The 21,652-nt window shown below is 63.8% G+C and carries 21 protein-coding genes; 16 read left to right on the top strand and 5 right to left on the bottom strand.

Translation table 11 applies throughout. The features are described from left to right. From tssE to CW305_RS19925, 13 genes are all read left to right on the top strand, one after another. On the top strand, positions 1 to 408 hold the full coding sequence (gene tssE, locus CW305_RS19985) for a type VI secretion system baseplate subunit TssE (RefSeq protein WP_003303358.1): 408 nt from the start codon (positions 1 to 3) through the stop codon (positions 406 to 408). A gap of 11 nt (positions 409 to 419) precedes the next feature. Then, the gene (locus CW305_RS19980) at positions 420 to 2,339 is read left to right on the top strand and encodes a PAAR domain-containing protein (protein WP_104098759.1); all 1,920 of its coding nucleotides are present in this window, start codon (positions 420 to 422) and stop codon (positions 2,337 to 2,339) included. Further along, positions 2,336 to 2,971, top strand: coding sequence for a DUF2931 family protein (locus CW305_RS19975; protein ID WP_104098758.1), 636 nt, complete (start codon positions 2,336 to 2,338; stop codon positions 2,969 to 2,971). The genes CW305_RS19980 and CW305_RS19975 overlap by 4 nt, the downstream gene beginning before the upstream one ends. Then, positions 2,958 to 3,323 carry a hypothetical protein gene (locus CW305_RS19970; RefSeq protein ID WP_104098757.1) on the top strand — a complete coding sequence of 122 codons (366 nt, stop codon included), beginning with the start codon at positions 2,958 to 2,960 and terminating at the stop codon, positions 3,321 to 3,323. Before CW305_RS19975 ends, CW305_RS19970 begins: the two co-directional genes overlap by 14 nt. A 51-nt stretch (positions 3,324 to 3,374) precedes the next feature. Further along, on the top strand, positions 3,375 to 5,165 hold the full coding sequence (gene tssF / locus CW305_RS19965) for a type VI secretion system baseplate subunit TssF (RefSeq protein ID WP_104098756.1): 1,791 nt from the start codon (positions 3,375 to 3,377) through the stop codon (positions 5,163 to 5,165). Continuing rightward, positions 5,129 to 6,136 carry a type VI secretion system baseplate subunit TssG gene (gene tssG / locus CW305_RS19960; RefSeq protein ID WP_104098755.1) on the top strand — a complete coding sequence of 336 codons (1,008 nt, stop codon included), beginning with the start codon at positions 5,129 to 5,131 and terminating at the stop codon, positions 6,134 to 6,136. Before tssF ends, tssG begins: the two co-directional genes overlap by 37 nt. An 11-nt stretch (positions 6,137 to 6,147) precedes the next feature. Further along, positions 6,148 to 8,739 (top strand): type VI secretion system ATPase TssH, encoded by a 2,592-nt coding sequence (gene tssH / locus CW305_RS19955; protein WP_104098754.1) that lies wholly within the window; start codon positions 6,148 to 6,150, stop codon positions 8,737 to 8,739. Positions 8,740 to 8,749: 10 nt separating this feature from the next. Continuing rightward, positions 8,750 to 10,258 carry a sigma-54 interaction domain-containing protein gene (locus tag CW305_RS19950; RefSeq protein ID WP_104099115.1) on the top strand — a complete coding sequence of 503 codons (1,509 nt, stop codon included), beginning with the start codon at positions 8,750 to 8,752 and terminating at the stop codon, positions 10,256 to 10,258. A 15-nt stretch (positions 10,259 to 10,273) separates the two neighbouring features. After that, positions 10,274 to 12,430: a type VI secretion system Vgr family protein gene (locus tag CW305_RS19945; RefSeq protein ID WP_104098753.1), complete on the top strand. Its 2,157-nt coding sequence runs from the start codon at positions 10,274 to 10,276 to the stop codon at positions 12,428 to 12,430. Then, positions 12,403 to 13,257: a DUF4123 domain-containing protein gene (locus tag CW305_RS19940; protein ID WP_104098752.1), complete on the top strand. Its 855-nt coding sequence runs from the start codon at positions 12,403 to 12,405 to the stop codon at positions 13,255 to 13,257. The genes CW305_RS19945 and CW305_RS19940 overlap by 28 nt, the downstream gene beginning before the upstream one ends. 5 nt (positions 13,258 to 13,262) lie before the next feature. Further along, positions 13,263 to 14,516, top strand: a complete 1,254-nt coding sequence (locus tag CW305_RS19935; protein WP_101276808.1) for a LysM peptidoglycan-binding domain-containing protein — start codon at positions 13,263 to 13,265, stop codon at positions 14,514 to 14,516. After that, positions 14,509 to 14,853, top strand: coding sequence for a hypothetical protein (locus tag CW305_RS19930; RefSeq protein WP_104098751.1), 345 nt, complete (start codon positions 14,509 to 14,511; stop codon positions 14,851 to 14,853). Before CW305_RS19935 ends, CW305_RS19930 begins: the two co-directional genes overlap by 8 nt. Positions 14,854 to 15,092: 239 nt before the next feature. Continuing rightward, positions 15,093 to 15,299 (top strand): hypothetical protein, encoded by a 207-nt coding sequence (locus CW305_RS19925; protein ID WP_041013889.1) that lies wholly within the window; start codon positions 15,093 to 15,095, stop codon positions 15,297 to 15,299. A 20-nt stretch (positions 15,300 to 15,319) separates the two neighbouring features. On the opposite strand, the gene CW305_RS19920 is transcribed toward CW305_RS19925, so the two are convergent. From CW305_RS19920 to CW305_RS19905, 4 genes are read right to left on the bottom strand one after another with little or no spacing between them, the layout of a single operon-like run. Further along, positions 15,320 to 15,781, bottom strand: a complete 462-nt coding sequence (locus CW305_RS19920) for a DoxX family protein (RefSeq protein ID WP_023444057.1) — start codon at positions 15,779 to 15,781, stop codon at positions 15,320 to 15,322. Positions 15,782 to 15,790: 9 nt separating this feature from the next. Next, the gene (locus CW305_RS19915) at positions 15,791 to 16,567 is read right to left on the bottom strand and encodes an HvfC/BufC N-terminal domain-containing protein (RefSeq protein ID WP_023444058.1); all 777 of its coding nucleotides are present in this window, start codon (positions 16,565 to 16,567) and stop codon (positions 15,791 to 15,793) included. Continuing rightward, on the bottom strand, positions 16,564 to 17,391 hold the full coding sequence (bufB, locus tag CW305_RS19910; protein ID WP_104099114.1) for an MNIO family bufferin maturase: 828 nt from the start codon (positions 17,389 to 17,391) through the stop codon (positions 16,564 to 16,566). Before bufB ends, CW305_RS19915 begins: the two co-directional genes overlap by 4 nt. A 16-nt stretch (positions 17,392 to 17,407) precedes the next feature. Then, positions 17,408 to 17,680, bottom strand: coding sequence for a BufA1 family periplasmic bufferin-type metallophore (locus CW305_RS19905; protein ID WP_104098750.1), 273 nt, complete (start codon positions 17,678 to 17,680; stop codon positions 17,408 to 17,410). Between the two features lie 191 nt (positions 17,681 to 17,871). On the opposite strand from CW305_RS19905, the gene CW305_RS19900 reads away from it, so the two are divergent. Genes CW305_RS19900 through CW305_RS19890 form a run of 3 tightly spaced genes read left to right on the top strand, consistent with a single transcriptional unit; the run spans position 17,872 to position 20,055 of the window. Then, entirely contained in the window at positions 17,872 to 18,441 is a 570-nt protein-coding gene (locus CW305_RS19900) for a sigma-70 family RNA polymerase sigma factor (RefSeq protein WP_104098749.1), read from the top strand. Beyond that, positions 18,438 to 19,079 carry an NrsF family protein gene (locus CW305_RS19895; protein WP_104098748.1) on the top strand — a complete coding sequence of 214 codons (642 nt, stop codon included), beginning with the start codon at positions 18,438 to 18,440 and terminating at the stop codon, positions 19,077 to 19,079. The genes CW305_RS19900 and CW305_RS19895 overlap by 4 nt, the downstream gene beginning before the upstream one ends. Positions 19,080 to 19,137: 58 nt before the next feature. Beyond that, positions 19,138 to 20,055, top strand: a complete 918-nt coding sequence (locus CW305_RS19890) for a LysR family transcriptional regulator (RefSeq protein WP_003303887.1) — start codon at positions 19,138 to 19,140, stop codon at positions 20,053 to 20,055. Between the two features lie 298 nt (positions 20,056 to 20,353). On the opposite strand, the gene CW305_RS19885 is transcribed toward CW305_RS19890, so the two are convergent. Beyond that, positions 20,354 to 21,613: a D-amino acid dehydrogenase gene (locus tag CW305_RS19885; RefSeq protein WP_044316024.1), complete on the bottom strand. Its 1,260-nt coding sequence runs from the start codon at positions 21,611 to 21,613 to the stop codon at positions 20,354 to 20,356. Positions 21,614 to 21,652 lie beyond the last annotated feature (39 nt).

The following is a 21,652-nucleotide window of genomic DNA, read 5'->3' as shown; positions in this document are numbered from 1 at the left end:
TTGAACGGATACGGCAGCCTCTTCGAACGCCTCGGCGGTGACGCCGCGCGACGTTCCGGCTGGAGCCGCGAAGTCGCGGCAATGGCCTCGGTGGCTGCCCATCTGGCGAAGATGCTCAGCACCCGAGCGGGCAGCGTGCAGACGCTGCCCGACTACGGGTTGCCCGATCTCAACGATATGCGCCTGTCGCTGCACGACTCGCTGCAGCAGGCGCGTATCGCCATCGAACGTTTCATCGAAGCGTACGAACCCAGGTTGACCCAGGTGCGCGTGCTGTCGCTGCCGCGCACCCACGATCCACTGACCCTCGCCTTCACCATCGAAGGCCTGCTGGAAGTGGATGGCCTCAAGCGCCAGGTCAGCTTTTCCGCCAGCCTGGATGGCAGCGGACAGGTCAAGGTCCAGTAAGGAGACAACGGATGTCCGGCAAACCCGCAGCCCGCCTCGGCGATCCTACCGCCTGCCCGAAGACGGGCCACGGCACCAACCCCATCGCCGTCGGCTCACCCGACGTGCTGTTCGACGGCCTGCCGGCCGCACGCATGGGCGACGCTTCCGCCTGCGGCGGCGCAATGGCCAGCGCCGTGATTCCCAATGTGCTGATCGACGGCAAGCCGGCGGCGGTGGTGGGCAGTGTGGGTAACCACGGCAATGTCGTCACCGCCGGTTCGGGTACGGTGGTCATCGGCAGCAGCCATAGCGCGGCGCCCTTCCTCGCGCCTGCCGTCCTTGGAGTTGCCAAGACAGTTACTGCAGCGGCCGCTGCCGCCGAGGCCTTTCGCTCATCTGCACCGGTGGCCCGCGCCTGGCAGGAAGAGCCGGGGGACCTAGCGCCTTTGGGCCTGGAAGAAGAAGACGAAGAAGAGGAGCTGGTCGATCAGCCGCAGCAACAGGCGCGCCAGGGCATCACCCTGCGAATCGGCGTGTTCTTCGATGGCACCGGCAACAACCTGGCTAATGCTGCCGTGACCGAAAAGTGTCGTCAGGACGACCTGACCCTGCTGGACGAGCGCACCCTCGGGGAGGTCGTCGAGTATTGTAGGGCGCATGGTTTCGGCGGTAGCGAAGGCAACGGCTTCTTTACCCAGACACCGGACAACAGCTACGGCAACGCGCCGAGCAACGTAGCGCGGCTGTTCGACCTGTACAAGGACGATGCGACCCGGAGCCTGGCTAAGGACGAGCGTAGCGCCAGCATCAAGGCGTATCTCGAAGGCATCGGCACCAGCAGCGGGGAAGAAGACTCGGTGTACGGGCAAGGGACTGGTATGGGCGATACCGGCGTAGTGGCCCGGGTGATGCAAAGTCCGCAGAAGATCCAAGAGTCGCTGGGTCGCCTGCTGGGTAATAACCCCAATCTGGAAATCGAAGGGTTGGAACTCGACATCTTTGGATTCAGTCGCGGGGCTGCTGCGGCCCGTCACTTCGCCAACGAAATACTCAAATCGGAAAGCGGCATCCTGGCGAGTTTATTCAATGCGCAGGCGCCGGGGTTTAACGCGAAATTCGACTGGGCCACCAACGTTCAGATTAACTTCATCGGTCTGTTCGATACGGTGGCGGCCGTGGCCGACCCGTTGAGCTGGGACTTCAGCCCTGCGGACCACCACAATCCAGGTGTCAACCTGTACCTCCCGCCAGATTGTGCGCGCAAAGTGCTTCAGCTGAAGGCCCGTGATGAGATGCGCTGGAACTTCGCGCTCAATAGCGTGACCCCACATCATCAAGAGATAACCCTCCCCGGCGCGCACTCGGATATCGGTGGCGGCTATCTTCCGGTTGTGCAGGAAAAGCTGATCCTAAGTCGCCCGGTCAGCTCCACGGTGCCCGCGGACACACCAACTGAACGTACTCACGCCTGGCGCGAAACCGAGCGCCAATACGAAAAGTGGAAGGCTTTTGGCCTGCCGGATGATCAGATTAAAAAAGACGTTCGCCGCATCCGCAAACTCCACCCCCGCGGTGTCAACCATCCGCCGGAGGATTGGGTGTTAGGCCTGGTAGCCATTGAGCGCCCAATACGCAGTGAACTTGCGCTGGTGTATTTGCGTGTGATGCGAAACCTCGCTTCGCATCATGGAGTACCGTTACGGCCTATACAGGACAGAGATCCCGTATTGGCTCTCCCTTCCGAACTCCAGCAGATCCACTCCAAGTTAATGACTTATGCCGAGGGCGGCCGGTACGAGCTTGATGTACATGAGGAGCATCTGCTTCGGTCGCGCTATATCCACTTATCCGCGCACTGGAAACCCACCAGCGGACTGCTTATTAGCAAGCCGGCACCCAATGTACGGCTGGTCTACAACAATAAGCCACAGCAAGGCTATCCCGAATGAAGAAACTCCTTCTCGCCTGCATACTCGCTCTGCTCAGCGGCTGCACCAACAGCCACGCCCAGCCGAAACTCCCCTATAACGCCTGGTTTGTGGGTGTCTTTGCGCCTGAGCATATGGAAATCTGGGTGGAAAGCGTGGATGTGATCGACCGCAGGGGGCTGGCCTACGAGCGCGTCAGTGGCGGGATCCCTTCCTACTCCGGCAAGGTCAGCGGCTGGCCTGAACATCCAGCAGGAGGCGCAGGCAAGGACCTGCCAGGTATTGATCTGCCGGAGATCATTTTCGTGCGTTGGCAATCGCTGGTCGAACCGCAGACCTACAACGTACGCATCAATATTCCCGAGTGGGTGCGCGAGGAAATGCTCAAGCCTCAACGCGGCTATTGTCACTTTCAGGGCAAGTGGCTGGATGGACAATTTCGCAAAGACATCACCATTGGGCTGGCCCCCGGCGGTGTCGCCAAGGCCTGGGTCGGCGGTCCCTGCGTCCGGTCCATCGAAATCGGTCGGTTCCACGCCGCGATCAGCAAAGTCGGACCTTATGGCGGGAAATCCGATGGGCACTACTACTTCATCTCGGACGAGGCCAAGGCCTATGTCGAGCAACACGGGGTGCCCTATGACTCGTGGTAAACCCTCCCCACGCCGCGCCCGCCTGGCACTCGCCGCCCTCGCGCTGACATTGGCCGCCTGCACCAACACTTCCACGCCGCCACCACGCGAACTGGCCGGGCGCTACGAACTGGTCGGCGTGATGGAAATGGGCTCACAGCTGCTGCTCCATGAACAGGGCACGTTCGAGGCGGTGCTTTACTACGGCAGCCTCGACATCCAGGGTCGAGGGCGCTGGGCAATGGTGGACGGGCAGATCGAGTTACGCGAACGCGGGCCGAGGGCCTTTTTCGACGGGATGAGACTTGTGCCAAGCGGCAACTGCCTGCTCGTGAACATGGACACCACCACGGGATGCTACCGCCGACGCTAGGTGCAATCCGCACAGCGCCGGACACGGAACGACAAGGATGAATCGTTAGACATGTCTTTCAACCACTACTACCAGAGCGAACTCACCGCCCTGCGCCAGCTGGGCAAGCGCTTCGCCGAGCGCAGTCCGGCACTGGCGCCATTCCTCGGGCAGGCCGGGCGCGATCCGGATGTCGAGCGGCTGCTCGAAGGGTTCGCCTTTCTCACCGGGCGGCTGCGGCAGAAGCTCGATGACGAGTTGCCGGAGCTGACTCACTCGCTGATGCATCTGCTGTGGCCGAATTACATGCGCCCGCTGCCGGCGTTCAGCATGCTGCAGTTCGATCCGCTGAAACGCCCGGGCCCGGCGCTGACGGTGCCACGCAACACGCCGGTGGAATCCAATCCTGTGCAAGGCGTCAGCTGCTGTTTTCGCACAGCCTACGCCACAGAAGTGCTGCCACTGGCGCTGCAGGCGCTGGAGTATTCGGTCAAGGGCACCGGCGCGCTGCTCAGCCTGCGCCTGCAGATGAGCGCCGATGGTCATCTCGGCGAGATCGGCCTCAGTCATCTGCGCCTGCACCTGGCGGGCGAGCCTTACATCAGTCAGCTGCTCTACCTCAGCCTGTTGCGGCATCTGGGCGGCATCGAGCTGGTGCCGCTGGACGCGCAGGGCAAACCGCTGACAGGTCCCGATGGCCGACCGCTGACCCCCTTGCAGCTCAACGCCAAGCAGGTCGAACCGGTGGGATTCGCCGAGGATGAGGCGCTGATCCCCTACCCGCTCAATACATTCCGCGGCTATCGCTACCTGCAGGAATATTTCGCCTTCCCGGACAAGTTCCTCTTCGTCGACCTCAAGGGTCTGGAGGTCATCCAGCGCATCCCGGAGGATTTGCTCAAGCAGGCCCGCGGCCTGGAGCTGCGCTTCGACATTCACAAGGCCGGCGTGCAGCGCATCCGCCCGACGCTGGACAACGTGCGCCTGTACTGCACGCCGGTGGTCAACCTGTTCCCGCACGATGCCATCCCGATCCGCCTGGACGGCAAGCAGGACCAGTACCTGCTGCTGCCAGCCGAGTACGATGCGCAGCAATGCGGCGTGTTCTCGGTGGACCGGGTGACCGGCTGGAAACCCGGCGGCATGGGCTACGAAGAATACGTGCCGTTCGAATCCTTCGAGCACGACGCCAGCTTCGATGTGCCGGTGGCGCGCCCGCACTACAGCGTGCGCCAGCAACCTTCGCTGCTCGGAGAAGGGCAGGAAACCTGGCTCAGCTTCGGCCTGCGCAACCTCGACCAGCACGAGACGCTGTCCATCGAGCTGACCTGTACCAACCAGAACCTGCCGCGCCAGCTGAAGCTCGGCGACATCTGCAAGCCCTGCGAAGACACGCCGGAATTCCTCAGCTTCCGCAACATCTCGGCGGTCACCCCGAGCTACGCGCCGCCGCTGCAGCGTGACTATCTGTGGAAGCTGATCAGCAACATGTCGCTGAACTACCTGTCGCTGGCCAACGTCGAGGCGCTCAAGGTGATCCTCGAGACTTACGACCTGCCGCGCTATTACGACAAGCACGCCGAGAACGTCAGCCGGCGGCGCCTCGGCGGCCTGACTCACATCGCCCACCAGCACGTCGATCGCCTGCATCGCGGGCTGCCGGTGCGCGGCGTACGCACCGAACTGACCATGAACCAGGACGGCTTCATCGGTGAGGGCGACCTGTTCCTCTTCGCCTCGGTGCTCAACGAATTCTTCGCCCTCTACGCCAGCCTCAACTCGTATCACGAGCTGCGCGTGCAGAGCACACAGGGAGAGGTGTACCAATGGACGCCGCGCATGGGTCAGCAACCGCTGCTCTGAAACCGCTCAACCGCGGCATTCGCGAGTACAGCCTGTTCCAGGGCGTGCTGCTGGTGCTCGATCGCCTGCGCCAGCTCAACCCTGGCCTGGACGAAGAATCGCTCTACGAGCGCCTGGAGTTCCAGGCCAATCCGAGCCTGGGCTTTCCCGGCAGCGATATCGAGCAGGTGCAGTTCTTCCAGGAGCATGGCGAGTGGCGCGCGCGCCTGCGCATCAACCTGGTCAGCCTGTTCGGCGCCGGCTCGCCGCTACCGGCCTTCTACGGTGAACAGGCACTTGGCGACAGCGAGGACGGCAACCCGACCCGCGACTTTCTCGACCTGTTCAACAATCGCCTGCAGCGCCTCCTGTTGCCAATCTGGCAGAAATACCGCTACCGGGCCCGCTTCACCAGCGGCGCCCATGACCCCTTCTCGGAGCAGCTGTTCGCTCTGGTCGGACTCAGCGGCGAGGCCATCCGCAACGCGCCAGAGCTGAACTGGAAGCGCCTGCTGCCCTATCTCGGTCTGCTCAGCCTGCGCGCCCACTCGGCAGCACTGATCGAATCGGTGCTGCGCTACTACTTCAAGCACGCCGAGCTGAACATCGAGCAATGCCTGGAGCGCCAGGTGGAAATCCTCGGCGAGCAACGCAACCGTCTCGGCCAGGCCAACAGCCAGCTGGGCGAAAGCCTGGTGCTCGGCGAGCGGGTCCGCGACCGCGGCGGCAAGTTTCGCATCCATATCCGCCAGCTGGACTGGAATCGCTTCCACGAATTCCTGCCTATCGGCAGCGGCTACCAGCCGCTCTGTGCGCTGGTGCGCTTCACCCTGCGCGATCCGCTGGATTACGACCTGCGCCTGGAGCTTCGCCCGGACGAGATCCGTGAGCTGCGCATCGGCGCCGACAACAACTGCCGCCTCGGCTGGACCAGCTGGCTCGGACGCGAACGCGCCGACGGCTTGGTCACTCTCGGCAGCCAGACCCATTAAGGAAGATGAAAATGATCAATGTCGATCTGCAACAGCTGGTACAGGCGCTGGACGCCGAAACCAAGCGCGATTTGGAAGGCGCAGCCGAACGCTGCGTGGTACGTGGCGGCAGCAAGATTCTCGTCGAGGATCTGCTGCTCGGCCTGCTAGAGCGTCCCGATGGATTGCTCAAGCGAGCCTTGCTGGATGCCGAAGTGGATGCCGGCGCACTGGCGCAGGCGCTGCAACCGCGAGGTGAGCACAGCGAGTCGCGCAACCCGGTGTTTTCCACCGAACTGGTGCAATGGCTTCAGGATGCCCTGCTGGTGGCCAGCTTGGAGCTCGGCCAGAGCCAGATCGACCAGGCCGCGCTGATTCTCGCGCTGCTGCGCAATCCGCTGCGCTATGCCGGCAGCCACTACCAGCCATTGCTGGCCCGGCTGGATGCCGAGCGCCTGCGCGACTTCGCCCTAAGCCAGCAGCCGCAGGCCGCGAACGGCAAGCCGGCAGCCAGCGGCGAATCCAGCCTGGCGCGCTTTACCCACAATTTCACCCAGCAGGCCCGCGACGGCAAGCTCGATCCGGTGCTCTGCCGCGACTCGGCGATCCGCCAGATGATCGACATCCTTGCCCGGCGGCGGAAGAACAATCCGATCGTGGTCGGCGAGGCCGGGGTCGGCAAGACTGCCATCGTCGAAGGCCTGGCACTGCGCATCGCCGCCGGCGAAGTGCCGGCGGCACTCAAGGGCGTCGAGCTGCTGTGCCTCGACCTCGGCCTGCTGCAGGCCGGCGCCAGCGTGAAGGGCGAATTCGAACGCCGTCTGCAGGACGTGATCGACGAGGTGAAAGGCTCGCCCAAGCCGATCATCCTGTTCATCGATGAGGCGCACACGCTGATCGGCGCCGGTGGCCAGGCCGGCAGTGGCGATGCGGCCAACCTGCTCAAGCCGGCCCTGGCACGCGGCGAGCTGCGCACCATCGCGGCGACGACCTGGAGCGAATACAAGAAATATTTCGAGAAGGACCCGGCGCTGGCCCGGCGCTTCCAGCCGGTGCAACTGCACGAGCCGAGCGTTCCGGAAGCCGTCACCATCCTGCGCGGGTTGGCGCCGGTCTATGAAAAGAGCCACGGCATCTACCTGCGCGACGATGCGGTCACGGCCGCCGCCGAGCTGTCGGCACGCTACCTGGCCGGCCGGCAGCTGCCGGACAAGGCCGTCGATGTGCTGGATACCGCCTGCGCGCGGGTGCGCATCAGTCTCGCCGCCGCGCCCGAGGCGCTGGAACGCCTGCGTGGCGAAATCGCCGAAGGCGAGCGCCAGCGTGAAGCCATGCGGCGCGATCTGGCCGCCGGCCTGCCGGTCGACACGGCTGCCCTGGAGCGGCTGGAGCAACGCCTGATCGCGGCGGGGGACGAGATCGAGCTGCTCGAATCCCGCTGGTCCAAGCAGCGCCAGCTCGCTGAGCGACTGCTCGACCTGCGCAAGCGCACGGCCGAAGCCCGCGGCGATGCGATCGAGGACGGCGTGGCCACATCGCTCGATGAACTGGAGGCCGAGCTGCGCGCCTTGCAGACCGCACTTGCGGCAGTCCAGGCCGAGCAGCGACTGGTCAGCTATGAGGTCTGCCCGCGCCTGGTGGCGGAGGTAATCAGCCACTGGACCGGCGTGCCGCTGGCGCAGCTGGCCCGTGAACACAACGCCCAGGTCGCCAATTTCGCCGCCGATCTGCGCGCCCGGGTGCGCGGTCAGGAACAGGCCGTGGAGGCGCTGGATCGTGCCATGCGCGCGGCAGCGGCCGGGCTGAACAAGCCCGACGCTCCGGTGGGCGTTTTCCTGCTGGTCGGCCCCAGCGGCGTCGGCAAGACCGAGACCGCCCTCGCTCTGGCCGACCTGCTGTACGGCGGCGAACGCTTCCTCACCGTGATCAACATGTCCGAGTTCCAGGAGAAGCACAGCGTTTCCCGCCTGATCGGCGCGCCTCCAGGTTATGTCGGCTACGGCGAAGGCGGCATGCTCACCGAAGCGGCGCGGCAGAAACCCTACTCAGTGATCCTGCTCGACGAGGTGGAGAAGGCCGATCCCGATGTGATGAACGTCTTCTACCAGATCTTCGACAAGGGCGTGGCGAATGACGGCGAAGGCCGCGAGATCAACTTCCGCAACACCCTGATCCTCATGACCAGCAACCTTGCCAGCGAGCGCATCGCCAGCTTCTGCACCGCCGGGCAGCGGCCGGCAGCCGAGGATCTGGAACTGGCCATCCGCCCGCAACTGTCGCAGCACTTCAAGCCGGCCCTGCTCGGGCGCATGCGCGTGGTGCCCTATTACCCGATCGCCGGGGAGGTGCTCGACGAGCTGGTTGCGCTCAAGCTGGCACGCTTCGGTGAGCGCCTGCAGCGTCGCCAGCTGCAGTTCAGCCACTGCCCGGCGCTGGTCACGCACCTCTCCGAGCGCTGCTGCGACAGCGACAGCGGTGCGCGCCTGATCGACCATCTGATCGAGCAGCACCTGCAACCACTGGTGGTGGACCGCCTGCTCGATGCCATGGCCAGTGGCGAGCCGCTGCAGCGGGTGCATGCCACGCTGGATGGCGACGGCGCGCTGGTCTGTGAGTTCGCCTGAGATGTCCGCGATGTTCAATCAGGTGCCACAGCCGCTGCGCTATGCCGAAGCCCTGCTCGGTCGCTTCGCCGGGCTGGCACGCGCAGCGAACGCCGACAGCCTGCTCGGTGGGCTGGTGGAAACCGCGGCGCAGCTGAGCGATTGTCAGCTCAGCCAACTCTATCTGCTCGACGCCACCCATACCCGCCTGACGCTCTCGGCCGAGTGGCACAACGGCCTGTTGCAGCCACGTGAAGCCACCAGTCTGCCGAGCGATTATGACGGTGAGCAGCTGCTGCAATACTGCCTGTGCCAGAACCAGACCCTTTGCCTCAGCGAACTGGACAGCAGCCTGCATGCTTCGGGTTTCCTGCCGGATAGCCCGAAACCGTGGCGTAGCCTGCTCTGCCTGCCGCTGCAGGACGAGCAACAGCGCGTCGCCGGCCTGCTGCTCACGGCCAATACCGAGTCGCGCGAGCTGCACGGTTTCAGCGGCTCGCTGGCCCAACTCGGTGCCTTCGGCCTCGCCCAGCTGCATCTGCTCCAGCGCCTGCGTTCACCCGGCAGCACCGCGCCGCCCGCCGCACCGGTCAGCCCCTGCGCCAGCGGTTACGGCCTGATCGGCGACAGCCCGCGCATGCGCACGGTCTACCAGTTGATCGGCAAGGTGCTGCACAGCCCGGTCAATGTGCTCCTCACGGGAGAAACCGGCACCGGCAAGGAACTGGTGGCGCGCGCCATCCATGACTGCGGTTTCCGCCGTAGCAAGCCATTCATCGTGCAAAACTGCGCTTCGCTGCCAGAGCAGCTCTTGGAAAGTGAGCTGTTCGGCTACCGCAAGGGCGCCTTCACCGGCGCCGACCGCGACCGCAGCGGCCTGCTCGATGCGGCGAACGGCGGCACGCTATTCCTCGACGAGATCGGTGACATGCCGCTGCTGCTGCAAGCCAAGCTGTTGCGCGTGCTGCAGGAAGGCGAAGTGCGCCCGCTGGGCTCCACCGAGACCCACAAGGTTGACGTGCGCGTCGTTGCCGCCACCCACCGTGACCTGCGCAGCCAGGTGGAGAACGGCCTGTTTCGCGAGGATCTTTTCTACCGCCTCTCGCACTTCCCCATCGAACTGCCGCCGCTGCGCGAGCGTGACGAGGACATCCTGCGCCTGGCCCGGCATTTCGCCGACAAGGCCTGCGCCTTCCTGCAGCGCGATCTGTGTCGCTGGTCCGACGCCGCGCTCGAACGTCTGGCAGGCTATGCCTTCCCCGGCAACGTGCGGGAATTGAAGGGGCTGGTGGAGCGCGCGGTGCTGCTTTGCGAAGGCGGTGAACTGCTGCCGGAGCACTTCAATCTGCATGTGGAGGCGAGCCTGGACAGCAGCCTGAACCTGCGCGAACGCATGGAGCGGGTCGAACGCAGCCTGCTCATGGATTGCCTGCGCAAGAACGGCGGCAACCAGAGCCAGGCCGCCCGCGAACTCGGCCTGCCGCGGCGCACGCTGCTGTATCGCATGGAGCGGCTGAATATCAGCCCGGCCGATCTCTAAGGAAGGAAAGACGCCATGTTCAACCCCGCCAACCAGGCCCACTTCACGCTTTCCCTCGAAGGCATCGAGCACGACTTCAAGGTGCTCGAATTCCAAGGTCGCGAGGCCATCAGCCAGCCTTATCGCTTCGACTTGGAACTGGTCAGCGAGCGCCCCGATCTGGACCTGGAAAGCCTGCTGCATCGCCGGGCCTTCCTCGCCTTCGCCCCGGACGGCAGCGGCATTCATGGGCTGGTGCATCAGGCCGCTCAGGGTGAATCCGGCCAGCGCCTGACCCGCTATCGGCTCACGCTCGTGCCGCAGCTGGCCTATCTCGCCCATCGCACCAACCAGCGCATCTTTCAGCACCTTAGCGTGCCGCAGATCGTCGCCCAGGTGCTCGAAGAGCATGGCATCCAGGCCGATGCCTACCGCTTCCAGCTCGGCCCGGTGATCTATCCGCCGCGCGAATATTGCGTGCAGTACGACGAATCGGACCTGCACTTCATCCAGCGCCTGTGCGAGGAAGAGGGCATCCACTATCACTTCCAGCACAGCGCGGCCGGTCATGCCCTGGTCTTCGGCGATGACCAGACCGTCTTCCCCAGGCTCGCTGCCACCGCCTATCAGCAGGACAGCGGCCTGGTCGCCGACCAGCCGGTGATCAAGCGCTTCGGCCTGCGCCTGGAAACCCGCCCCAGCCGCGTCACGCGCCGCGATTACGATTTCGAGAAGCCACGTCTGACCATGGAGGCCGCGTTTCATAGCGACTTCCAGCCCGACCTTGAAGACTACGTTTACCCCGGCCGCTTCACCGAGCGCGCCCGCGGCAAGCACCTGTCGCAACGCGCCCTGGAGCGCCACCGCCACGACTACGAACTGGCCGAAGGCGAAAGCGACCAGCCGCGGCTGGCGAGCGGGCACTTCCTCCCGCTCGGCGAACACCCCCGCAGCGACTGGAACCAGCTCTGGCTGCTGACCGAAGTGCTGCATGAAGGTAAGCAGCCACAGGTGCTGGAGGAATCAATTACCAATGTCCCAGCTCACCACGGACTGGCCCCCTCTCCCCTATGGGGAGAGGGCTGGGGTGAGGGGGCTCTTACCAGCTCCGACTTCCAACAAGGCTACCGCAACCACTTCACCGCCACCCCCTGGGACATCCCCTTCCGCCCGGCGCTGAACCATCCGAAACCGAAGGTCCTCGGCAGCCAGACCGCAGTGGTCACCGGCCCGGCCGGCGAAGAAATCCACTGCGACGAGTACGGCCGAGTACGCGTTCAATTTCACTGGGATCGTGAAGGCCAGGCCGACGACAAGACCAGCTGCTGGCTGCGCGTCGGCTCCAGCTGGGCCGGCGACCGCTATGGCGGCATTGCCATTCCGAGGGTCGGCATGGAAGTGCTGGTGACCTTCCTCGAAGGCGACCCCGACCAACCGCTGGTGACCGGTTGCCTGTACCACAAGGAACACCAGGTCCCCTACGACCTGCCGGCGAACAAGACCCGCACGGTGTTCAAGACCCTGAGTTCCCCAGGCGGTGGCGGCTACAACGAGCTGCGCATCGAAGACCGCAAGGGCGCCGAGCAGATCTACCTCCACGCCCAGCGCGACTGGGACGAGAACATCGAGCACGACCAGAAGATCCGCGTTGGCCACGAGCGTCACGACACGGTGGAGGCCAATAGCTACAGCGAGTTCCGCGCCGAAGAACACCGCACCACCCACGCCGACCGCAAAACTGAAATCCGCGCCAACGACCACCTCACCGTGGGCAATACCCAGCACCTGAAGATCGGCACTGGGCAATTCATCGAGGCGGGCAACGAGATCCACTACTACGCCGGCAGCAAGGTCGTCATCGACGCCGGCATGGAGCTCACCGCCTCCGGCGGCGGCAGTTTTCTCAAGCTCGACCCCAGCGGCGTGACGCTGAGCGGTGCGACGATCCGGATGAATTCGGGTGGCGCTGCCGGAAAGGGGTCGGGGCTGAAGATTCTGGCGCCGGTAATGCCATGGCTGGCAACCAGCGCCGTTGCCGGCAGCCTCACCTTGCCTGCCCTGATCAACATGTCGCGGCAACTCAAACAGGCCGCGGCCGCCAAACTGCTGTTGGTCAAGCAGTGCGGAATGCAAGCCGATGGCTCATGCCAGTTGGAGGTTTGCCCATGCGGCAAGAACGCGAGCACCGCCTGATGCAGGCTGTAGAAGAACCGGATATCGAGCGAGACGACCTCTACCTGCTGCTCGATGGTGCCGCATTACCGGCTCTGCAGATCATCTACCAGCACGACGACGAACCCCGCCTGGAGCCGCTGTACCGAGGTACGCGCCATGAGTCCATGCTGGAATGCAGCCCCGTCCTGTACAGCCTCGCGGGGCAGCATCTGATGTGGCAGAACCGGGAGCGCTGGCAATCGGCAGGGCTACTGTTGGAAAGCGCCGCAAGCATCAATGACCTGGCGAACCATTTGCGCAGCCTGCTGAGCGTCAGTCTGCCCTCCGGTGAACTGGCGTTCTGCCGATTCTACGACCCGGCCTTGAGCGAACGCTTCTTCGACAGCCTCACGCAAGAGGAGCTGAGCGCTTGGCTCGGCCCTGTCAGCGGCATCTTACTGACCACCGAGCAGAGCGAATGGCGAGGTTTCACCACAAACCAGATTTCTCCCGGCAGAACTGCTGACGACGAGGGCTGGTTTTCGATCCATCCCGAGCACCTCGTTCATTGGCAACAACAGGAACGACAGCGCTTCATCCAGCGCCTGATCAACCACTTTTCTGCGGATGACTTTCATGAAAAGTCCGCCCCGGACCTGGAAGCGGTCGTCAAGCAGCGCGTGCACGAAGCCGAGGCATTCGGTATCGAGGCCGAACAGCACCTGTTCGCCTACGTTGAGTTGGCGCTGCAGTTTCCCGATGCCATCGACAGCCCCGAGGTTCGAACGGGGCTGACCAACAAGGAAGAACCTGCCGAGCACCGGCTGGCTCGTATCGAAGCCTGCCTGCTTGGACTGCATGGATAAAGCGAATGGAATACACGATACAGAGGGGCGACACCCTGACCCGGATCGCCAGCGATCACAGCACCACCGTCAGCAGCCTGCTACGCCTGAACCCGCAGATTGAAGACCCCAACCAGATCCAGGCTGGCCAGATGTTACGCATGCCTGCAACGAGCAGCCCGGCACGCCCCGGCTGCACCGCGGGACAGATCATGCAGGACAGCCAATGTAGCGGGGCTGCATTCGACGTCGCCTTCTACTGGAACGAAGAGGTGCAGAGCCGCCAAGCGATCTATGAGGCGATCTACGGACGTGAAATGCACTTCCTCCACCGCTCGTTGTTCCAGCGTAACAACGAGCATCTCAACGAGACGGTACTGCCTGGCGAGATCGTGATCATCTCCAACATGCCGCGCACCGACGCCGACCGACAACGCCTGGAAGCCCTCAGGGAACAGGCGCGGCTTGCAAGTGAAGGCATCCAACAGCTGACACCCGCCGAAGCCATGACGGTCAAGCGACACCTGGAAGTTCTGGACTACGTCTCGCTGGAAACCGTTGCATCCCATCAAAGCACTGCGTTGGGTGTACTGAGTGCAGCAGCCGGACGCCAGCTAGGGGACGTCAAAAGCATGCTGGAGAAGATCAATGTCGCGTATGTCGAGGAGCTGCGCCACGCCGGAAACCCCAACCGATTTTCGCCGGAGTTCTATGCAAAGCGTCAGCAACTCTTCGGCCAGCTGAATCATTCCCTTGGCCGCCTGACCCTTTCAACCGTCAATATCCGTAATTACGACAGCATCAAGACCACGCTCGGCCTATCGACCAAATCGATTTTGCATAACGCCTCTGCGATTGCTGATAGAGGGGAAATTCCGAAGCTTGGGCAACGGATCAATACGGTTTCAAATTGGGCAAAAGGCGCCGGCCGCTTGGGCTATTTGGGCATCGCCATCGACGGCGGCGTTCGGTTGAACAGAATCCATGACGCCTGTTCCGTGGGGAGCAGCCAAACTTGTAGCCAGACTAGTTATCAACAGGTGGGCGGCTTTGCATGGAGCGCCGGCGGTGGCGCGGTGGGTGGTATTGCAGGTGCCAAACTGGCTACGGCCGTATTAGGCGGGGTAGCAATCGCATTCGGCGTTACGGTTGGAGCGCCTGCTCTAGCGGTAATAGCAATTACTGGCGCAGCCACAGGAGCATATTTAGCCGGTTCTAGCGGCGGTGCTTTCGGCGAGTATTTAGGCAATGAAATTTATACGTGGATAAATCATGAATGACGCAACGCTATTAGAACGTATCTTAGTGTTTTCTTGGGTGTTTCTTGCGCTTTCCGGCGGCTTTAACGGAATATATATTTGCTTTCATGGAATTCGCCGACTCGACCCATATTTTTCTACTAAACGCAATGTAGAATGGGAGTCGCATAGTCCCTTTGATAGTTTTTGCCGAATGCATAGATATAGTTTTCAATATACCCTCGGCTTAAAACGACCAGCTATTGGTAACGGCCTAGCCGTATGGCTTTACTTCACTTGCATTAGCCTTATAGTTTATTGGATCAGCATGTTTATTGGTTTTCTTGGCCATCAATTTGGAATAAGCATCTTGAATTGAATTGCTATCAGAAAATACGTTAGCGACACTTCTATAATCGGCAGGTTTAACTTCTTCTGGCGCAATAGCTGAAAACCGAACGCGCGACTAGCGATTCGAAGGTTACCCATCCAAGCAGGCACAACCGTTCGGCAGCCAAAGGCTGGCGGCCGATGAACGGGCAGGGATTAAGCCTGCTGAAGTGACAAAATGACATCACAGCTGCGGATGCAGCCCTTCCGATGATCAGAGTCACTTTCATGTCCGCCAATCGCCGCTATTCCATCATTCTCGAACACACCGGCCAGGTCCTGCTCGAGCAGGCCTCGCTTGAGCAGGTCGAGGCGTTCTGGGACGCCAATGATGCCCTTTACTTTGGTCTGCGCATCGAAGACGCGCAGAGCGATCACGCCACTGTGTTCGTCACCGATGAGATTCCCGAGGATGAGGACGTCGTGCCTGCCTGAGGTGGCGATTAAGGTCGGTGCTAGCGAATTCTCCACAGGTGATCGAGCGAGAGTCGGCCGGCCCCACGGCCGATCAGCAGTAGTAGCAGCGCCGCCCAGCTCAGGTGAGTCGACCAGGCGTCGGGGTAGACGAACAGCTGGATCACCAGCGTCATCAGCAGTAGCGCCAGCGCCGACAGCCGCGTGAACAGGCCGAGCACCAGCAGCAGCGGGAACAGATGCTCGGCATAGGTCGCCAGATGCGCCGCGATGGACGGCGGTAGCAACGGCAAGGCGTATTCGCTGCGAAACAGCTCGAACGTGCCCGGGGTGATGTCCAGCACGCCGCTCACCTTGGTGCGCCCGGAGAGCAGGAAGATCGCCGCGATGGCCAAGCGTGCCAGCAGATTCAGCAGCGAATCGCCGAGCAGTTGCTGCAACCGCTGCGCGACCGCGTTCCATTGCTGACGCAGACGCAGCGGCAGGTTGTGCATGGCGTTCATGACGGTTCCTCATGTGGACGGCGTCGTCGGCACCAGCGCGGCGAACGCGCCTGCCGCCAGCAGCCGGCCTAGCAGGTCGTTGAAGTCGAGTTGCGGTTGAGCCGCCAGCGCCTGTTCCGAGGCCTGCTCCAGCGAGCGGCCAGCGGCACAGGCGTCGAGAAATGCACAGCCGCCGCGTTCGAGTGGCTGCCAGCCGATGCGGCCGGCGCTTCGGCTCAGCAGTGCCCCTTCGCCTTGCCAGACCAGCTCTGCCGGCAGCTGGCGTCCTTCACGGGTGCAACTCCAGATGCTGAAAACCGGCAGCTCGGCGAACCACCGCCAACGCAGCGCAGCGCGCGGAACGAGCGTCTGCCGGGCCAGCTGCTGCGGGGTGTGCGTCGCCAGGGCAGCGAGGGCGAGAACGGGTTGCTCCACGGCGCTGAATGCCTCGAGCCAGAGCCGCTCCAACTGCGCGACGCCAGACAGATAGGGCAGCTCGCGCGCCGGTTCGAAATCCTGCAGGAAGGCCGGAAAATCCTCACCGTACTCAAGCAAAGGGCCACGGCGCGGCGGCTTCTCGCGCGCGTACAGCGCCGCGGCGGCAGCAAACCACTCCTCCCCCACCAGTCGTTCGATGGCAGGGAAATTGGCGCGCAGCGCATCGACACAACCCTTCGCCAGCGTATTGCGGTACACCGCGAAACCGGGCTGCGCGACCAGCGCAGCGACCTCGCCCGCTGCACTATCGGGCGCGTCGGTCAGCGCGGCGACGAAGGCGTCCTGAAATGCCGCCAGCGAGCCGCTCATTGCCAGGCCCTCACTTCATCGAGCACCTGCTGGGCACGGGTGCGCTCGGCCAGCAGCGTCTCGAAGGGGGGCAGCTTGTCGTCGCGCTCGATCAGCGTCGGGCGCGGGCCGATACGCTCGATCAGTTGCCGATAGAGTGCCCAGACCGCCGCGTCCACCGGCGCATCGTGCGAGTCGACCAGCAGCGAAGACGCGTCATCCCGGCTGTGCCCGGCCAGGTGGATCTCCATGATCGGCGCGGCCGGAAAGCGCTTTAGATAGGCCGCCGCATCGAAACCCAGGTTGTGCGCGCTGACCTGCACGTTGTTGACGTCCAGCAGCAGGCCGCAGCCGCTGCGTTGGCTGAGTTCGGCGAGAAAATCGATCTCGTCCCACTCATGCTGCTCGAAGCGCAGGTAATGGCTGGGATTCTCGATGGCGATGCGCTGCCCAAGCACCTCCTGGGTGCGCTCGATGTTCGCCGCGATTCGCATCAACACCGCCGTTTTCCGCGGAAATGGCAACAGATCAGGATGGTAATTGCCGCGCCAGCTCGACCAGGCCAGGTGTTCGGAGATCAGCGCAGGCCGCACACGCTCGGCCAGCGCCTTGAGCCGCTGCAGGTGCGTCTCATCCGGCGCACAGTCGGCAGCCAGCGACAGCGACACACCGTGCAGCGACAGCGGGTGCCGCGCGCCCACTGCTTCCAGCCAGTCGAGCCGTGGGCCGCCGCCGACCATGTAGTTTTCCGGATGGACCTCGAACCACAGCCCGTCCGCCACGCAGTCGCAGGCGTCCGTGTAATGCTCGGGTTTGAGCCCTAGTCCTGCTCCGAGAATCTGCATGGCCGGCACGCTACGCTCAGCGTTCGACCGGCGTCAGCGAGCCCATCCCCTTGGGCGTCTCGATCGAGGTGCAGGTGCCGGCGGGCACCAGTTTCCAGGCGTTGCCCTGATAATCGCGCTTGGCACTGCCGGCGCAGCTGGTGCCGGCACCAGCCTTGCAATCGTTCTGTCCGGCAAGCGCGACGCCGTAGCATTTCTCCATATCGCCTTTGTCGTTCTCGCCTGCCTGAGCGCCCGCGGCGATCGAAGCCAGGGCAATGGCGGCGGCCGCAAGGTTGAGAGTCTTCATGTTGGATTCTCCGCAATCGTTGAGTGGCCATCGGCGAATCTGCAGATGGCTCGTCAGGTAATTCGCTGCGTCAGTCGTGGTGGTTACAGCCAGCGAAAAATAATTTTGAGATTTCCTCGCGACGTCCCTACCGTGACCCTGGCCGACGGGCGGCGGACATTTCGCGGTTCCACCTGTAACCAGAGCAGCCGATGGAACGAACTACCTCTCAGGAGACACTCCAGGCCCGCGAGAACGAGCTGCGCGCGCTGCTGCTGCGCGGGCTGGATGGCGATGCGAGGGCCTATCGGGCATTCCTTGATCAGCTCGGCGGCCATCTGCGCGGTTTTCTGCGTCGCCGCCTGTCGCAGTCGAGCGAGCTGGAGGACGTTCTGCAGGAGGTACTGCTGGCGGTGCACAATGCGCGGCAGACCTATCGCGCTGAGCAGCCGCTGACGGTCTGGGTGCAGGCGATCTGTCGCTACAAGCTGGCCGACCACTACCGCACCCGTGGCCGTCAGGCCGCGCAGAGGGGCTGGCTGGACGAGGCCGACGAGTTGCTGGCCGTACAGGACAACGCGCAGGCCGAGGCCCGCCGCGACCTGGGCAAACTGCTCCAGCAGCTGCCGCCACGCCAGCGACTACCCATCGTTCACGTCAAACTGGAGGGCCGCTCGGTGGAAGAAACTGCGCGTCTGACCGGGCCTTCCAGCTCGGCGATCAAGGTCGGCATCCATCGCGGGCTCAAGGCCCTGGCGGAGAAGATTCGAGGTGGCGCATGAAAACCGATGACCTGATCGCCCTACTCGCCAGCGAGGTTGCACCGGTGGACCGGCACGTCGTCGCCAAGCGCTTCGCCACGGCGCTGCTGTGCGGCCTGGCCGGCGCGCTGTTGCTGATCGGGACGGGTTATGACATCCGCGCAGACCTGGCGGTGATCGCCACCACGCCGCTGTTCTGGGCCAAGCTGGCACTGCCGGCGACCCTGCTCTTCGGTGCGCTGTTGCTGACCATGCGCATGGCCCGCCCCGGCACGCGGGTAGATCGCAGCTGGCTGCTGCTGGCGGCGCCGGTAGTGATCGTCTGGGTCGCCGCAGTGGTGATTCTGATTACCGCCCCGGCCGACGCACGCATGCCGCTGCTGCTCGGCAAAACCTGGCGCGAGTGCCTGGCAAACATCGCGCTGCTGTCGATCCCCGCCTTCATCGCCGCGTTCTGGGCGTTGCGCGGGCTGGCGCCGACGCGCCCGCGCCTGGCCGGCGGCGCTGCCGGCCTGCTCGCCGGTAGCATCGCAGCCCTCGCCTACAGCCTGCACTGCCCGGAGATGGCGGTGCCGTTCTGGGCGCTCTGGTACCTGCTCGGTATCTTGCTGCCCGGCGTGCTCGGTACACTCCTCGGGCCGCGCCTGCTGCGCTGGTGAGGCGCCGCAGTGCGCCCTCGTCCGGCATAATCGTCGACCCGCCCGCGGAGCCGAAGCCATGCAGATCGACGAAGAACTGACCCTGAAGAAGCTGGAAGTTTTTCTGGCCTTCATGCGCAGCGGCAATCTGGGCAAGGCCGCGGTGGAGCTGAACACCAGCAACGTCAGCGTGCACCGCGCCATCCACTCCCTGGAAAGCGCGCTGCGCTGCCCGCTGTTCAAGCACGAGGGGCGCAACCTGATCCCGCTGGAAAGCGCCTACGTGCTGGAAGAGCGCGCCCAGCAGCTGGTCAAGGACGTGCTCGAGACGGTGCGCCAGACCCGCGAAGCCGCCGGCTTCTCGGCCGAGCGTTTCAAGCTCGGCGCGCTGTATTCGCTGACGGTGAAGACCGTGCCGCAGCTGATCATGGGTCTGAAACTGCGCCGCAGCGAACTCAACATCGACCTGATCCTCGGCTCCAACGTCGACCTGCTCTACAAGCTGAAGAACATGGAGCTGGACGCCATTCTGGTGTCGCTCAACGAAAGCGTCGCAGACCCGGACTGCGCGCAGGTGCAGCTGTTTTCCGACGACATCTTCCTCGCCGCGCCGGCCGACTCGCCCTTCGCCAATCAGAGCGAGGTGGACCTCAGCGACCTGCGCGACGCCACCTTCATCACCCTGTCGCAGGGCTTCGCCACCCACCAGGACGGCAACCGGGTGTTCCAGCTGGCGGGCTTCGAGCCGAAGGTGGCGATGCAGGTGAACGACATCTTCACCCTGCTCAGCATGGTCAATTCCGGGGTCGGCTACGCGCTGCTGCCGGGGCGCGTGGGCATGGTCTACGAATCGCGGGTGCGGCTGATCCCGCTGCAGGCGCGTTATCACCTGCAGCAGCATATCGGCGTGGTATTCCTCAAGGCCAAGGAGCGCGACCCCAACCTACTGGCGCTGCTCGCCGAATGCCGGATGTACAGCCTGAAACACCCGAGTTGAAGCAGCGTCCGCATGCGGCCGAGCGGGACGGAAAGATGATTCGATGGGCGGCGCAGTGGTGGAAGAGGCTTCGCCGTCTTCCACCCTACGACCGCTGTGTTGGGCGACGTAGGATGGATAACGCGAAGCTTATCCACGCAGTCTTTCGCAACGACGCCGAGCGCGATACGGCCACTCAAAACCGCACGCCGGAAAGCACGGCCTGCGCCGAGCGTGAAGGTAGCCACACCGTGGGTGCAGAGCCGGCGCCGCAACGGTGGAAGAGGCTTCGCCGTCTTCCACCCTACGGCCGACTGCGTTATGCGACGGCTGTTTGCCCGGACGCAACCGGAGCCGGCCGGCCCAGGCTTTGCGCCACGACGTCACCGACCATGTCCGCGGTGATTGCACTCAGCGTCCAGCCCAGGTGGCCGTGGCCGGTGTTGTAGAACACGCATGGCGCGCTGCCGCGGCCGACCTTGGGCATCATGTTCGGCATCATCGGCCGCAGGCCGGCCCAGGGCACTACGCTGCGGGTGTTGACGCCGGGGAAGCACTGGTTGACCCAGTCCACCAGCGGGCGGATGCGATCGGCACGGATGTCGCGGTTGTAGCCGTTGAACTCGGCGGTGCCAGCGACGCGGAAGCGATCATCACCGAGGCGACTGCTGACCAGCTTGGTCTCGTCGTCGAGCAGGCTGACGATGGGTGCCGAGGCACGGCTGACTTCGTCGGCCAGGTTGACCGTGATCGAATAGCCCTTGACCGGATAGATGTTCACCCGGTCGCCGAGCTGCGCGGCTAGTCCACGGCTGGCGGTGCCGGCGCAGATCACCAGGCCGTCGAACTCCAGACGCTCGCCACCGGCAACGCCGCCCAGCGTCACGGTCGCGCGCTTGCCGTCGGTAGCCACCGCCTGCACGTCCTCGCCATACAGGCAACGCACGCCGAGGCGCTCGATCGCCATGGCCAGGCCATGGGTGAACTTGTGGATGTCGCCGGTGGAGTCGCACTCGGTGAAGTAGCCACCGTAGTAGGTGCCGGCCAAAGTCGGCTCGATGGCGCGCATCTCTTCCGGCGTCACGCTGCGCCGCGGCAGGCCGCCTTCGGCAAGCAGGCGCGAGACCAGCCCGGCATGCTCGAAGCCGGCCTTGTCGCGGTAGATGTGCAGGATGCCCTTCTTCTTCAGGTCGAAGTCGATGCCTTCCGCCTCGGCCCAGGCAAAAAGGTGCTCGCGCGCGGCGATGGCCAGGCGTGCGGTTTCGATGGTGTTCTGCCGGTAGTTGGGGATCGAGCCGATGAACTCGGCGAACCAGGACAGCTTGTGCCAACTAGGCTTGGGATTGACCAGCAGCGGCGCATCGCTCTTGAGCATCCACTTGAGGCCCTTGACGATGGTCGACCAGTGGTTCCAGACCTCGGCATTGGAGGCGGACAGCTGGCCGCCGTTGGCGAACGAGGTTTCCATCGCCGCGTAGCGGTGCTTTTCCAGCAGGGTGACGGAGAAGCCGCGCTTGGCCAGGGCATAGGCGGTGGTGACGCCGGTGATACCGCCACCGATGACTGCGATTGTTTTCATTGTTGTCGCTCCAGAACGTCAAGGGGGTCATAGCCCGTG

It is taken from the genome of Stutzerimonas kunmingensis (assembly GCF_002929225.1).
In the GTDB taxonomy this organism is placed as follows: domain Bacteria; phylum Pseudomonadota; class Gammaproteobacteria; order Pseudomonadales; family Pseudomonadaceae; genus Stutzerimonas.
The sequence above is the reverse complement of the archived record's forward strand: the minus strand, read 5'-3'. Positions and strand labels throughout refer to the sequence as shown.

Excerpts from the sequence above, each read along its gene's own strand:
- CW305_RS19885 (WP_044316024.1), bottom strand. The coding sequence starts at position 21,613 with ATGAAAACAATCGCAGTCATCGGTGGCGGTATCACCGGCGTCACCACC.
- CW305_RS19915 (WP_023444058.1), bottom strand. The coding sequence starts at position 16,567 with ATGAGCGGCTCGCTGGCGGCATTTCAGGACGCCTTCGTCGCCGCGCTG.
- CW305_RS19980 (WP_104098759.1), top strand. The coding sequence starts at position 420 with ATGTCCGGCAAACCCGCAGCCCGCCTCGGCGATCCTACCGCCTGCCCG.
- CW305_RS19930 (WP_104098751.1), top strand. The coding sequence starts at position 14,509 with ATGAATGACGCAACGCTATTAGAACGTATCTTAGTGTTTTCTTGGGTG.
- CW305_RS19900 (WP_104098749.1), top strand. The coding sequence starts at position 17,872 with ATGGAACGAACTACCTCTCAGGAGACACTCCAGGCCCGCGAGAACGAG.
- bufB (WP_104099114.1), bottom strand. The coding sequence starts at position 17,391 with ATGCAGATTCTCGGAGCAGGACTAGGGCTCAAACCCGAGCATTACACG.
- CW305_RS19920 (WP_023444057.1), bottom strand. The coding sequence starts at position 15,781 with ATGAACGCCATGCACAACCTGCCGCTGCGTCTGCGTCAGCAATGGAAC.
- tssG (WP_104098755.1), top strand. The coding sequence starts at position 5,129 with ATGGACGCCGCGCATGGGTCAGCAACCGCTGCTCTGAAACCGCTCAAC.
- tssF (WP_104098756.1), top strand. The coding sequence starts at position 3,375 with ATGTCTTTCAACCACTACTACCAGAGCGAACTCACCGCCCTGCGCCAG.
- CW305_RS19925 (WP_041013889.1), top strand. The coding sequence starts at position 15,093 with ATGTCCGCCAATCGCCGCTATTCCATCATTCTCGAACACACCGGCCAG.
- CW305_RS19940 (WP_104098752.1), top strand. The coding sequence starts at position 12,403 with ATGCGGCAAGAACGCGAGCACCGCCTGATGCAGGCTGTAGAAGAACCG.
- CW305_RS19935 (WP_101276808.1), top strand. The coding sequence starts at position 13,263 with ATGGAATACACGATACAGAGGGGCGACACCCTGACCCGGATCGCCAGC.
- CW305_RS19905 (WP_104098750.1), bottom strand. The coding sequence starts at position 17,680 with ATGAAGACTCTCAACCTTGCGGCCGCCGCCATTGCCCTGGCTTCGATC.
- CW305_RS19970 (WP_104098757.1), top strand. The coding sequence starts at position 2,958 with ATGACTCGTGGTAAACCCTCCCCACGCCGCGCCCGCCTGGCACTCGCC.
- tssH (WP_104098754.1), top strand. The coding sequence starts at position 6,148 with ATGATCAATGTCGATCTGCAACAGCTGGTACAGGCGCTGGACGCCGAA.
- CW305_RS19975 (WP_104098758.1), top strand. The coding sequence starts at position 2,336 with ATGAAGAAACTCCTTCTCGCCTGCATACTCGCTCTGCTCAGCGGCTGC.
- CW305_RS19895 (WP_104098748.1), top strand. The coding sequence starts at position 18,438 with ATGAAAACCGATGACCTGATCGCCCTACTCGCCAGCGAGGTTGCACCG.
- CW305_RS19890 (WP_003303887.1), top strand. The coding sequence starts at position 19,138 with ATGCAGATCGACGAAGAACTGACCCTGAAGAAGCTGGAAGTTTTTCTG.
- CW305_RS19945 (WP_104098753.1), top strand. The coding sequence starts at position 10,274 with ATGTTCAACCCCGCCAACCAGGCCCACTTCACGCTTTCCCTCGAAGGC.
- CW305_RS19950 (WP_104099115.1), top strand. The coding sequence starts at position 8,750 with ATGTTCAATCAGGTGCCACAGCCGCTGCGCTATGCCGAAGCCCTGCTC.